The organism is Paraglaciecola mesophila (genome assembly GCF_009906955.1).
In the GTDB taxonomy this organism is placed as follows: domain Bacteria; phylum Pseudomonadota; class Gammaproteobacteria; order Enterobacterales; family Alteromonadaceae; genus Paraglaciecola; species Paraglaciecola mesophila_A.
Genome location: NZ_CP047656.1, coordinates 3,582,075 through 3,596,958, shown reverse-complemented (window position 1 = coordinate 3,596,958; position 14,884 = coordinate 3,582,075). Strand labels below are relative to the sequence as shown.

Annotated in this window: 6 protein-coding genes; 1 reads left to right on the top strand and 5 read right to left on the bottom strand. The window is 45.0% G+C overall.

The genetic code is table 11. The annotated features are described in order from the left end of the window. Positions 1-56: 56 nt before the first annotated feature. Entirely contained in the window at positions 57-857 is an 801-nt protein-coding gene (locus FX988_RS15420; protein ID WP_254700632.1) for a hypothetical protein, read from the bottom strand. Positions 858-1,405: 548 nt separating this feature from the next. Here FX988_RS15420 and FX988_RS15415 point away from each other — a divergent pair. After that, positions 1,406-4,048, top strand: a complete 2,643-nt coding sequence (locus FX988_RS15415) for a TonB-dependent receptor (RefSeq protein WP_160181020.1) — start codon at positions 1,406-1,408, stop codon at positions 4,046-4,048. A gap of 70 nt (positions 4,049-4,118) precedes the next feature. On the opposite strand, the gene FX988_RS15410 is transcribed toward FX988_RS15415, so the two are convergent. From FX988_RS15410 to FX988_RS15395, 4 genes are all read right to left on the bottom strand, one after another. Further along, positions 4,119-7,250: a tetratricopeptide repeat protein gene (locus FX988_RS15410; protein WP_254700631.1), complete on the bottom strand. Its 3,132-nt coding sequence runs from the start codon at positions 7,248-7,250 to the stop codon at positions 4,119-4,121. Positions 7,251-7,841: 591 nt separating this feature from the next. After that, positions 7,842-9,773, bottom strand: a complete 1,932-nt coding sequence (locus FX988_RS15405) for a fibronectin type III domain-containing protein (protein WP_160181018.1) — start codon at positions 9,771-9,773, stop codon at positions 7,842-7,844. 511 nt (positions 9,774-10,284) lie between these two features. Further along, on the bottom strand, positions 10,285-11,715 hold the full coding sequence (locus FX988_RS15400) for an efflux transporter outer membrane subunit (RefSeq protein WP_160182200.1): 1,431 nt from the start codon (positions 11,713-11,715) through the stop codon (positions 10,285-10,287). A gap of 7 nt (positions 11,716-11,722) precedes the next feature. Then, complete coding sequence (locus FX988_RS15395) at positions 11,723-14,884, bottom strand: efflux RND transporter permease subunit (RefSeq protein ID WP_160181017.1); 3,162 nt, start codon at positions 14,882-14,884, stop codon at positions 11,723-11,725.

Sequence of the window (14,884 nt, the reverse complement as noted above, 5' to 3'; positions counted from 1 at the left end):
TGGAAAGCTAAGTAAAGGAAAGTCAGATATAACCGGCTCGAGCTGCAAAAGTGCACTTAGCTTTGCTTAGCTACGCGGTAATCCTGTATTCGTTTGTCAAACTTACGAACTATTCTGCCAAAACGCCCGCGGTACACATGAACAAGGGCGATGTCTTTCGCTATTAACATCGCACTTAGATATTTCTCATGCAAAATAGCGATACTTTTATTTTTAATCACGTCATTGTTACTCGTATGAGCACGATACCAGCCTTTTCCTTCGGGTCTAAGCCAGCCATTGATATGTTCCTGCATCGCGCTATCGACCACAGAACTATCAAAATTAATGGATTCATCTGTCACTTCTGTAACCGCATCAGTCAGTCGAGGATTCGTGAAAACCAATGCTTGATATGCAGTGTAATCCACAATAAAAAAGTAAGATGAAACCCAGTCGGTGAACGCTAAATGATCGACCTTATACGCGATATTGCGCGTATCTACTCGTCCCAATATAAAGCCTTGATATTGCTTAATCGCTTGTTTCAATTTTCTATGGTAAAGCAACACAGTTAACCACGAAAAATAGTGGTTCTTATCAAAGGTATCGTTCACGAAACAAAATGTATCGTCCGATTTCAAACAATAATGTTTCTCTATATATTGCTTACCGGCTTCCCAACCTGAAAACTCGAAACAGCGGTTGTCCCCTTGAATGACTTCAACATTCTCTCGACTCACTTGCTGACGTTGAGGCCCATTATTAATCACAATGATTTGCGCTTTTCGCCCGCCCAGCGTCAGAAGTCGGTTCAGACGCAATAAAGATTTATCAAGATTAACAGGCTCATAGATTAAAAACAGACAATAGATCATAAGTCGGTAACTTTATTATTGGTTTCAAGATATTGCTCTGCAATCATCTCAGTAAAAGAAAAAAACGTATTGTCTCACCAATACTGGTTCCACTCGAAAAACTGCAGAATAACAACAGCTTGCTATAGTGCACATATCTTACACTATTTATACGAAAACTATCTTCCCCATGGGCATATTATACAGGTTTAATCTACGCCCTTGGCACAGCCTAAACCGACTTTGTCGAAACAAAGCACACTTCAATGGTTCGAAACAAACCGTGCATAATCACACTCGTGTCAAAAGAGGTAGCACTACCTTGGCACCAAGGTAAGTTATATTCTCTAGTACTTAGTTCGTTTCAAATGAATGCCGAAATTCCTGTTAAAAACCATTGGCGCAGCTATTTTTCGACGGCTATAGTTGCTCTATCCTCATGATTTTAAAGCGAGGACTAAAATACGATAAAAAGCAAATACTGGTCAACATTTCTCTAGTTGTGCACATGTTAACCGGATAACCCTAACGGACATGGATAAAAACGCCCTAAAAAAGGACACGCACACATGGACACATCCGCCTCATCTAGATTTAACAAAACCCCGATCGCTGTTTGTATTTCACTCACCTTAGGTTTTCCCATCCCTATTGTCAGCGCACAAGAAATAGAAGAAGAAGTTGAAACCCTGCGTTTAGAAACCATCACGGTTGAAGCGCAAAAGCGCAAACAAAGTATGCAGACGGTGCCTGTTTCTGTCAGTGCCTTTTCTGGTAAGCAACTAGAGCAAGCCGTACTCAAAGATATTTTTGATGTTGCTGGGCTGGTGCCAGCCTCATCTGCTTTTCAAACCCAGAATGTGACTAATACCAGCTTTTCGATTCGGGGAATTGGTACGTCATCACAAAACTTCGGGTTAGATCCATCCGTAGGCTTGTATGTTGATGGCATTTATCGCGCTCGCCAAAGCGCCATGGTCAACAACTTGGTTGATATAGAAGCCATAGAGGTACTGCGTGGCCCTCAAGGTACCTTATTTGGCAAAAACACACCTTCGGGTGCAATACTCATTCGTACTGTTGCTCCCAGTCATCAAAATTCAAATGACTTCATCGAAGGCACAATTGGTAATTATGGCTTAGTTAACTATTCGGCTGCGACATCGTTCTCAGCAATCGACGACGTGTTGGCATTTCGCGCAACGGGCTTTGGTAGTCAGCGCGATGGTTTCGTAAGTGACGTGAACAACGCCAGTGATGTATTAAATGACAGAGACCGCTGGGGAGCTCGCCTGCAAGCCTTGTATACCCCCAGCGATCATATTTCACTTCGTATCATTGCTGATTACTCAGAAATTGACGAAATTTGTTGCGCGGCCCCAACGCAAATAAGTAACGCACAAGCCAATGATATAGCAGGTAAATTTGGTACCGATAGCCTGCTGTCTCAATCCCCCTTTAACGCAACGATATTTGACGATAGTGACTTTTTTGCCAATAAAGTTGCCCTGTCATTTTTGCCTGAGTCAAAGGTTGAAGACAGTGGTATTTCAGCCGAGTTAAATTGGGATATCGATGATCAGGTCTCTTTCGTTTCCATTTCCGCGTATCGGCGCTTTGATTCGTTCGACAATATTGACAGTGACTTTACTGACGCACACTTGTTTGGCACCCAAAACGACGCTGAGCAACAGTCCTTTTCGCAAGAAATTCGACTGGATTATAGCGGTGATAAAATGTCGGCAATTTTAGGCGCTTATTACTTTAGACAAGATTTAGATCTCGATTATAGCCTGTACACAGGTGAGCAATTTAATGACTTTTACTTACTGGGCTTTGGCCAAGGCGCATTTGATGACTTGCTCGCGGGCATTGATGCACTAAGTGTTGCGTCCAACGGTCTGGTCGCGCCATCGGCAGCCCCTGCTCCCGCGTCATCAAGCTTTGACCATTACGCCAAGCAAGAGCACGAAAGTTATGCGATTTTTGGCCAAGTAGATTATCAGCTTACCCAAAAAGTCATCTTAACCGCAGGCCTGCGCTACACGGGTGAGAGCAAAGACTTGTCTACTGTATTTACTGAAAGCTTGCCAAACTCAGCAGAGTTTCCAACATTTTTTACCTCAGTAGGTGACCCTACCAACCCAGCATCGCTGGTACCAGGCACACTGCTTTACGGCTCTGGCCTAGCTGGCAACGTACTGGCGGGGATTCAAGCAAACACGATTGATATCACAAGTGCAAGCGGACAAACAGCTCTTGCCGCCCTCGCCCCCTTTCAACAGGTAGGGTGGGGCTTTAATCCCCTTGGGGCAATTACCGCAGCGCGTTCGAATATTTCAGACGATCTAGATGATGATCAAGTCACGGGGACAATTAAGCTCAGTTACACACCGGATAGACACACACTATTTTATGCATCATACGGTACAGGGTATAAATCCGGCGGTACAAATACCGATAGAATAGCTGATGGTTTCGATCCTGTTTTTGGAGCTGAAAAGTCTAAAGCGGTTGAGATAGGTTTGAAGAAAGATTTCCCCGCGCAGGATTTACGGATCAATATCGCTGCCCACTCTACCCAAGTAGATGACATACAAGAAAACACGTTTATTGGCACTGGCTTTAATCTACAAAATGCCGGCGATTACCAAACCTCTGGTCTAGAATTAGAGTTAAAATGGCTACCTACTGAGACACTTGAAGTCGACTTTGTGTATGCCAGAGTCAATGCCGAGTACGATAACTTCATGCGCGGTAACTGCTGGATTGCCTTCACGTGGCACACAGGTATAAACGACCCCGGACAGCAAAGTACAGACCCTGATGCACCCAATCCATATTGTGACCGTTCAGGAGGCCGGCCTGCGGGTGAGCCAGAAGATTTTGCCATGCTCAAAGTTAAAAAAGATTTCACTATCAGCGATAACGTAGATGCGTATTTAGTTGCTGAGTACTCCTACACAGGGGATATCGTACTAGATGCGAGCAACGACCCTTATGCCGTGCAAGATCACTACAATCTGCTAAACCTACGCTTTTTCATGAACTTTGCGAGTTACGATATGGATGTAATTTTCTGGGGGCGCAATGTCTTGGATGAAGAATATATCAATCACGTTAACTTTAATACGCCATTACAAGAAGGAAAAATGAACGCTTACGTGTCAGACCCAGCCACATTTGGCATTACGGTGCGAAAACGCTTTTAAACAAGGGGTTTTGACTTGTAAACAGCAACTGTTCTTTTGCTGACATTAACCGGCCCGTGCCGGTTAATGTTCATTGCCAGCGAGCTTCTCTTGCGTTGTTGATATTATGACGCGTAGTCACCACAAAAGGGTGATCATCGCCAAAAATAGTAATACCGACGGTCAACGCCGATTCATAATATTTAAGTGCTTTTTTATACTGCCCCTTGGCCTGCCATGCACTGCCTAAATTCGCTTGCGTAGTGGCGACGGAAGGATGCGCTTCACCAAAATAATTGCGCCCACTTTCTAAAGCTAATTCATAGTAGTTAATCGCTTTATTGAAATTGCCTTTAGCATGCCAAGCACTACCGAGGTTACTACGAGTGGCGGCGACGTTAGGGTGGTTTTCGCCAAACGTTGCTACGTAAGTAGACAATGCCTGTTCATAGTACTCAATCGCTTGATTATAATCCCCTTTGGCCTGCCACGAACTGCCCAAGTTATTTTGCCGCAGCGCCACTGAGGGGTGCTCGTTACCAAACAAGCGAATTCCACTTTCAAGGGCTAATTCGTAGTTTGCTATTGCCTTATCGTACTCACCTAACATCTTGAATACACTACCTAAGTTACTGCGCCTTTTGGCCACCGCTGGATGGTCTTGGCCAAAGTGTTTAATCCCCCCTTCAAGCGCCAATTCATAATAAGTAATCGCTTTGTCGTAATCCCCAAGTGACTCCCAAGCACTGCCCAGATTACTCTGCCTGATAGCAACAGCGGGGTGGTCTTTCCCAAACATTTTTATGCCACTCGCTAGCGCTAACTGGTAATATTCAATTGCCTTGTCATACTGCCCTTGGGCAGACCATAAGCTGGCTAAATTGCTGCGCCGGATAGCCACCGACGGGTGATCTTCACCGAACGTGCTGATCCCACTGTCTAGCGCCAACTCGTAATATTCAATGGCTTTCTTGTACTGGCCCTTGCCCTTGAAAATTCGCCCTAGACTACTGCGTATTTCAGCTACGTCAGGATGCGCATCACCTAAGGTCAACAGGTTACTGCTAAGAGCCTGTTGATAAAATAACTGGGCTTTTTCGTATTGGCCTTTTGCCAACCACAGACTGCCGATATGACTTTGCGTAGAAGCGATAACAGGATGTTGCTCGCCAAAAGAATGCTGAGCGCCTTGTAACGCCAGTTGATAATATTCATTCGCTTCTTCGTAGCGGCCTTGTGCTTGCCATGCGCTGCCCAAATGATTGCGCGTTTTGGTAATTTCTGGATGATCTTCACCAAATGTCGCCAAACCTTCGTTCAATGACAAAGAATAATACTCGATAGCTTTCGCGTACTGCCCTTGCATTTGCCATAAACTGCCGAGTAATCGATGCGTTATCGCGATATCGGGATGATGTTCAGAGAAGGTTTTAAGGTCGCTCTCTAACGCTTGCTGATAAAAAGCTAACGCTTTTTCATACTCGCCTATCTCTTGCCAAACACTGCCCAAACGCCTGCGTGTATTGGCAACCTCAGGATGGCTGTCGTTAAATGTCCGTAGGCTATTATCCAATGCCGACTGATAAAACTCGATTGCTTTGTCGTACAGACCTTTTGCCTGCCATAAGCTACCAAGTAGACGCTGGGTTATCGCCACATCAGGGTGCTGGTTGGTGTATGTTTTTATGTCACTGCTTAATGCCTGTTCATAATACTTCAAGGCTTTATCATATTGACCTTTTTCCTGCCAGGCCCGACCAAGTTGTCTTCGCGCGTGAGCGACTTTAGGATGAGCGTCGCCAAATTTTAAAAGTTGACTCGTCAGCGCCTTATCATAATAACCAATGGCCTTGTCATACTGGCCTTTTACTTCCCACAGGCTACCTAATAGCATTTCAGTAACAGCAATATTAGGATGCGCTTCACCAAAGATTTCTGTCTCACTGGCAAGGGCTTGTTGATAGTATGCAAGGGCTTTGTTATAGCGCCCTTTTTCTTGCCATGCACTACCAAGGAGTCGGCGGATACTGGCTACATCAGGATGATTTTCTCCAAAAGTGGATAAACTACTATTGAGCGCCTGCTCATATAACGCAATGGCGTCATCGTATTGGCCTTTTACCTGCAACAAACTACCGAGTCGCTGACGGGTAGCGGCAATGTTAGGGTGACCTTGATCAAAGGTGTTAATGTCGCTGGTAAGCGCTTGCTCGTAATAATCAAAAGACTTTGCATACTGGCCTTTACTCTGCCAAGCGTTGCCTAATAAGCGACGCGTGTTCGCTACATCGGGATGGCTATCACCAAAAGTCGAAATATTAATCTCTAACGCTTTGTTGTACTGCTCAATCGCTTTGTCATATTCGCCTTTAGCTTGCCACGCACTACCCAAGCTATTAAGCATAACCGCGACAAAGGGGTGATTTTTACCCACTGAGTTTAGGCTGCTCGATAGTGCCAAAGAATAATACTCGATGGCTTTGCCATACTGGCCCTGAGTTTGCCATACATTACCAAGTTTATTGCGTCTGGTGGCGACAGTGGGGTGGTTTTCTCCTAACTGACGTATGCCGCTAGCTAAGGCTAACTCATAGTACGCGATCGCTTTTTCATAATGGCCTTTTGCTTCCCAGGCGCTACCCAAATTACTGCGCCGAATTGCCACCGAAGGATGATCCTCTCCATAGGACTCAATGCCATCTTCAAGGGCTAAGGTATAATATTGAATGGCTTTGTCGTAATCGCCTTTTGCTTGAAAAACCAGCCCTATGTTACTGCGTAAGGTAGCAACAAATCCATGATCTTCAGCAAGGTTGTCTTTGCTAGTAGCAAGTGCCAATTCAAAATATTGAATCGCTTTATCGTATTGGCCTTTCGCATGCCATACCAACCCTAAGTTACTGCGAATTAACGCAATTTCTTGATGCCCTTCACCATAGTGCTTTAGGCTACTGGCAAGCGCTCGCTCGTAATATGCAATCGCTTTATTGTATTGGCCTTTCGCTTTCCAAGCCAAGGCTAAATTATTGTGGGTGGTAGCCACATTTGGATGTTCCTCACCGAAGTTTTGCATATCTTCTTCGAGAGCTTGTTGAAAATACTCTATCGCTTTGTTGTATTCGCCTTTGGCATACCATGAGGCGCCAGACTCGCTCAAGCTAATAGCGCTGTTCGCGCTAGCCTCTTGGCTGTATGCAGGGAATACGCTTAGCGCATATGCCATAAAAATGGGGATTATAAATCTAATGTTTAATTTTTGAGGAGCGTATCGCAACCGCTTATTAACTGGCCGTGATGACGCAAAAAAAGACGCAAAGTGACTATTATGTTTTCCGTTCATATGCACTCTATTACCAATTGCCAATCTAACCCATTTGAAATCAAATGATAAATAGCTGACACATTGAAAGCACAGTGAATAACCTTACTTAACTTTACTTGGCCAGTTTATATCGTCGTTGTTTTCGTTTTTAAGAAAGAAAAGAATCAATACACGGGGTATACGAGACACAGCATCCTAGCTCTTCATCTTGTATATTAGTAATTCTGCATTAAATGTCTATCACTCAATGCGATTACCAAGCTTGTCGTACCATTGCCACTAATGCGTTTTATATTAATCTCAATAAATAATTAACCACTCAATAAAGATTTAACGTGATTTATTGATAAAAAAAGCAGTAGCGCCCTGTTATGCCATTCCACGTGAATAAGTGAGCACTTATTGAAGCGGCTTGGTATTCGGTGCTACTGCCAGCTAAATAAATTTATAGCGTCACCTTACCTTTTGCATCCGTGACGATTTAGCTAAGTATTACTCTAAAGAGAACTCATCAAATAATTGCACTTCAGAGTCCAAATCTGAGGGATCAAATACATAACTTTTTACCGTTCCTGAACCCGTATCCATAACGGAAAATACCGATAGTGTATTGCTCGTCACAAACGGCAAGTTAGGGTAATTTTCATTCTCGTAATCCATCGGGCTAAATACGCTTGGGAAGCTCATAGTGCGCCCTTGCGGATCGCCATTTGGCGGATAATTTTCGATGGACCAACGTGGTGTATCTGAGTTTACATCGGCCCAGAAATCAGCATAACTTGCACGAACATCATTGGTGTATGCGCCTGTCGTATCCACGTAATAAGCCCCATACGAATTTCCCACGTTAGAGCTTTCCAAATAGTGCATGCCTTCAACCTGTGCGCGATTCCACAGATGCGAATGACCGATATGTACCAAGTCAACATCATTCTCAAGGAGCAGGGGCTCAATATCATTTAGCCACACGTCTTGCGCCAATGGGTATTGATAACGCACTTCACTTACATTGCTAAGTAAAGGCTCTACTGTGTCAGTCCACGTCTCGTTTGTTAGCGGAAAGGTTAGTTCGGTGATCGTTTCAACGCCTTCGCTATCGGTTTCAACCAATTGCATGACGGGTTGTGAAAGTACAGGAACGGTATTATCCCCTAAGCCAAACACGCCTTGGTGAGCCATGACAACTTTGTATTTTGCATTCTTAAAGTCATCACTTTGCAACACACTTTCTAGCCATGCATATTGATCTGAGTCCTTGTCAAAACGTTCAAACAAAAACTCACCGAATCCCCATTGTGATGGGTCTTGCAACGTACTTAAGCCCTCGACGAACTTTGACTTATTAGCACCAGACACACTCCACGAACGCCATATTCTGGAAACGTTCATAGAGATGATAAACACATCACCAAAAGATGTAGCAAAGTATTCCTCACCACCTTGCCCATCATCAGGAAACGAGAAGATATCTAAGAAGCTTTGCTGGTTGTTAGAATTATCAGCAATCCACTGTGCTTTGATTTCTTCATCATCAGTTGGGTTAACCTCGGCTTTCACTTGCTCGTAAGCGACCTCTGCGTACCACTTAGGTTGCGGATCATTAAAGCTACCATTTAAGCTGTAGTTCTCATCGTCTGGTGCATAACGCCCCATAACCTCATGGTTACCTATGGTACCGAATAAGGGGGCATGCTGGAGGATCTCACCACCGTTATAAGGAAAGCCAGGTAGGTATTTTTGATAGTGCCCCTGTAGCGCAGGAAAAAAACCAGGCGCATTATCTTTTGCTTGATCAAACCATTCTGACGCGCGGTCAGGTACATTAACGAAGTCACCCGCAAACAACACGGCGTCAGGCGTACCAACGGTTTCAACCACTTTTTGATAGTTCGCCACAACGTTCTTTTTCGACTGTAAATCCGAGGTAAGTAAAATCATCAACGCTTGGTCTTTAGCTGGCTCAGGGGCCAAAGTAAATTGTTCACTGGCAAACTCGAAGCCGTCGCTATCTTTACTGGCAACAGAATATGCCACGCGCTCGCCTTGAGTTAGCTCTGTAGCGGTTGCCTCATGGCGGTATACGGGGCGATAGATCACGCTCTCGTAGGTTTGACCAAATTGCTGGGACGACGCATCTTCCATCATACGCGTTAACATAGTGGTAGTGACCTCTGACGTCGTTTTATCACCATAGGTCAGGGTATGTTCGGCACCTTCAAAATTGGTAAACCATACAACATTCACCGAATCTTCAGAGGGCATTTGCAAGAACGGATCACTCAATAGCTTATGATCTGGGTTGACACTGACTGGGACTTCGACAGGCACTTCCACTTCAACTATTTTGTCATCCTCACAGGCACTTAGGCCTGCTATCAAACATACAACACCTATTGAACGGGTTATCTTCGATATATTTTTCATCTTTATTCTCATAAATTAACGGCAGGTTGAATTGCTTATTCAAAACTAAGCAGTTTGAACGACTAAATAATTCGAAGGAAAGGCTAGATGAATTGAAAGACAGAAATGTTACATCGCAAAACTGTTATAAAACTTTCACAATCCACTGCTTTATGACAGAAAGACGACTAAATCAGCTGCAAACCAGGGATTCTGCAGGATTAATAAAATGTGTTCGGTAAGCGAATTCCCCTTAGTAAGGAAAATTGGCACTCTTTTTCACGACATTAATGCCAGCGCCTTGTGTACTTTTTAACTATAACGCGCGGCCATAAGAGCACTCAGTTAGGTAGAGCCATCCGCTAAAAAGAGCCGTCAGCTAAAAAGAGCCGTCAGCTAAAAAGAGCCGTCAGCCACAAAAAGCCATCAGCGGACAACGTTAGATATAAGCAGCAGAAGTTGTTACGCGGTTAAGCGGCGATGAGCGTTGAGAGCTCATCGCCACCATTTACCAGCAACATCAGGTAAAGGTCTAGCCTTCTTCTGCGGTCACTGCAGTGGTCATATTCTCATTCGACGTATCAGCCAAACCGCCGCCTAATACACGATATAAATTTATGCGATTGGCTAAGTCGGTCTGCTGGGTACTAATTAACGATTGTTTAGCGCTGTACATAGTACGCTGAGCCTCTAACGCATTTTGAAAGCTATCAACCCCATTTTTATAGCGCGCCAATGATAATTCATAGCTGCGTGTCGATGCGGCAACGAGTGCTTCTTGTGCCTCAAGCTGCTCATGAATCGTCGCACGCCGAGCTAACGCGTCAGCAACCTCAGAAAACGCACTTTGAATAGCGTATTCATAAGCCGCTAAGAACTTTTCCTGTTGTGCTTTGCTATAGGCTAGATTGGCCTCATTTTCACCCGCATTAAAGATGGGTACTGAAATAGTAGGCGCGAGTGTCCATATTGAACTGGCACCACCACTAAAGATATCTGACAAAACAGAACTGGCTAAGCCCCCTGTTGCCGTTAAAGATACAGTTGGGAAAAACGCCGCTCTTGCAGCGCCGATATTGGCATTGGCAGATTTCAAATCGTGCTCGGCGGCTAATACATCTGGGCGCGCAAGCAAAACCGACGACGATAGGCCTGCGGGCACGTCGTTGATGAGGCGCTCACTTTGAGGTAATGCCCCCGCTAACAAACTATCTTCAAATTGCTCGCCAACCAATAAGCGCAAGGCGTTTTTATCTTGACTGACTTGCGTGGTAAAACTCGCAATGTCGGACCGTGCTGTCTGGTAAATCGTTTCTGCGCTGGCAACATCAATTCTTGAATCCACCCCTAACTCTAAGCGCTTATTGGTGATGTCCATGGTTTTTTGCGCGTTCGCCGCTGTTTCCTTAGCCAAACTGAGTAAGTTGCTGTCGGCGGCAAGTGTTAACCACGCATTCGCAATTTCACCAACAAGCGTGATCTGTGCGGCTTTAGCAGTGTCGGCACTGGCCAGATAGGTCTCCATTTGAGCTTGCGTTAAACTGCGATTTTTACCAAACAAATCAATTTCATAGCCACTTAATCCTGCTTCGGCTTCATAGCTTGTTGAGATGTCACCGCTAGATGCTTTAGTACGATTGCCACTTAAGCTTGCATCAATTTGAGGAAACAAATCTGCGCGTTGAATACGATAAGTCGCTCTTGCAGACTCAACATCTGCCAACGTTTCTCGCAAACTACGATTACTATTCAGCGCCAGCTCTATGAGCTGGGCTAAGCGCTGATCTTTAATAAATTCTTGCCATGGAACTTGCTGAGCAAACTCAGAGGAAAGTCCTTTACTTTGCGCATCTGGTTGATCTTGCCACGAATTGGGTACTGGCAGTTCAGTTCGAGCATAATCAGGGGCCAAAGTGCTACAACCAGCAAGTGTTAACGCCCCTGCAATGAACAGTATATTCATCTTGAATTTAGTCACGGGCGTTCTCCAACTTCTTTGGTGCATCGTCGTAAACGGGACGTCGTTTAGGGAAAATACCGCGAATAATCACGAAGAATAAAGGCACGAAGAAAATGCCTAAAATCGTAGCGGTTATCGTGCCACCTAAAATACCGGTTCCGATTGAAATTCGGCTGTTTGCACCAGCACCAGATGAAATGGCTAAAGGTAAAATACCGAACATAAAGGCCAATGATGTCATGATAATAGGTCGCAAACGCAGCTTTGCAGCTTCGACTGCAGAGCCCACTAACGACATGCCTTTTTGATAAGATGCCTCTGCAAACTCTACGATCAATATGGCATTCTTAGAGGCAAGTCCTATGGTCGTCAATAAGGCGACCTGAAAATATATGTCGTTTTCTAACCCTCGCAGCGTGGTTGCCAATGCCGCCCCAACGACCCCTAAAGGAATAACAAGAATAACGGATAGAGGCACAGACCAGCTTTCATAAAGTGCTGCAAGGGCTAGAAATACTACCAAAATCGAGATCCCATAAAGCATAGTCGATTGACCACTTGATAGCTTTTCTTGATACGACAAGCCACTCCAAGCATAGCTCAATTTACCTTGGCCAACTTCTTGAACTAGACGTTCTAACTCAGCCATAGCTTGGCCTGAGCTCACGCCACTTGCAGCTGAACCTTGTATCTCATAAGAGGCAATACCGTTAAAACGCGATAGACTTTGCGGCGCACTAGACCATGACGAGGTACTAAACGCAGAAAAAGGGGTCATGGTAGTTTCACCGTCGGCGTTTTGCCCACGCACAAACCAATCATTCAAGTCCTCAGGTTTTGAGCGATACTGAGCTTCACTTTCGATGTACACTTTTTTCACTCGACCATCGTCAATAAAATCATTCACGTAGGAACCAGCCCAAGCCGCTGTTAAGGTATTAGACACATCAGCCAGAGATAACCCAAGGGAAGTCGCTTTGTCGTAATCTATGTCTATTTTTAGTTGAGGCGTGCTACTTAATGCCCCCTCTCGCACTCCCATAAGCAATTCACTTTGACCCGCTTTGGCCATAAATTCGTCTTTAAGAGCCGTTAGTTCATCTCGACTGGTGCCAGGTGCAGCCTGCAATTCAAAGGTAAAGCCGTTACTTTGGCCTAGGCCTTGAATCACCGGTTGAGACAAAGCAAATATGCTCGCATCGCGCACTGTCGATAAGTTCTTGTTCATACGTCCAATGAGCGCGTCGGCACTTTGCTCCGCCTCGGCTCTGTCATCCCATGGCGTTAATGACACAAAGCCTAAACCCGCGTTTTGTCCGCTGCCCGAGAAATTAAAGCCTGAGATGCTAAACACGCGTTGAATAATGTCAGACTCTTGTTCAAGCAAATACGCTTCAACTTGCTCTGACACAGCTCGCGTTCTAGATATAGATGCACCAACAGGCAAGTTTATTTGAAACATAACGCTGCCTTGGTCTTCTTGCGGTAAGAAACCTGTTGGCATACGTACCACCAACAACCCCAGTACCACAATAATCACACCATAGCCTAGGGCCCAACGCACCTTACGGGTAATGACCTTGCCAACACGGCCGGTATATGACGCCGTTACTCTGTCAAACATACGATTGAAGCGCGCAAAAAAGCCTTTACCTTCAGTACTGTGCTTTTTATTGGTCAAGAAACTTGCACACAAAGTCGGGCTTAAGGTCAACGCCACGATCACAGACAATGTCATGGAGGAAACAATAGCAATCGAAAATTGCTTATAAATAACCCCTGTTGAGCCACCAAAAAAGGCCATCGGCAAAAACACCGCCGATAACACCACAGCGATGCCGATCAAAGCCCCGCTGATCTCTGACATAGATTCAATAGTAGCATCGCGAGGAGAAAGGTTTTTCTCACGCATCAGGCGCTCAACGTTTTCAACCACCACAATGGCGTCATCCACCAGCAAGCCGATAGATAACACAATACCGAACATGGTTAAGGTATTGATTGAAAAGCCAAATGCTGACAATACTCCAAATGTCCCTAACAGTACGACGGGTACCGCAATGGCAGGGATTATCGTGGCGCGCCAGTTCTGTAAAAATAGCCACATAACCAACACGACCAACACGACCGCTTCAGCTAACGTTTGCACCACTTCACTGATTGAAATCTTAATAAAATCAGTGCTATCGCGAGGAAACGTGACTTCGTATCCTTCAGGTAAGTTACTGGCAAGTTCAGCGACTTTATCTTTGACTCGCGTGGCGGTATCAAGTGCATTGGCCCCAGGAGACAACATAACCGCAATCCCCGACGCTGGGTGTCCGTTCAAGCGGGGAATAGCGCTATAACTTTCACTACCGATCTCAACGCGTGCAACATCACCTAGACGCACACTTGCCCCGCTCGCATCAGATTTCAAGATAATCGCACGAAACTGGTCTGGGGTTTCAAGCATTGACTGAGCGGTCACTGTCGCATTGAGTTCTTGATTATCAAGTGCGGGTATAGCACCTATTTTACCTGCTGGTACTTGAATGTTTTGGGCGGCCAAAGCGGAGGTAATATCTGATGGCATCAATTCGTAAGCCGCGAGTTTAGTTGGGTCAAGCCAGATACGCATAGCGTACTGTGAGCCAAATACTCGCGTATCTCCGACCCCTTCTATACGGGCCAAGGAGTCTTGCATATTTGAAGAAATGTAATCCGAAATATCAAATGCAGTCGCTTGATCATTCGTGTCATAAACCGCGGTGACCAATAAAAAGTCTGTATTTGATTTGGTGACTGTTACCCCTTGGGTTTGCACCGCCTCTGGTAGTCGTGACTCAACTTGACTCACTTTATTCTGTACTTGTACTTGAGCAAAGTCAGCATCAGTTCCTTCTTCGAACGTTACATTCACAGAAGCTGAACCATCAGACGTACTTGAGGAAGAAAAGTACAATAACCCGTCTAGTCCAGTGAGCTGTTGCTCTAATATTTGAGTGACACTGTTCTCAACGGTTTCAGCATCAGCCCCTGTATAGGTCGTGCTGACTGAGATAACCGGAGGGGCAACAGTTGGGTATTGGGCAACTGGCAGCGACATGATTGAAGCAATGCCCGTCAACATGATGATAATTGATATCACCCATGCAAAAACAGGACGATCGATAAAGAAACGAGCAAACAT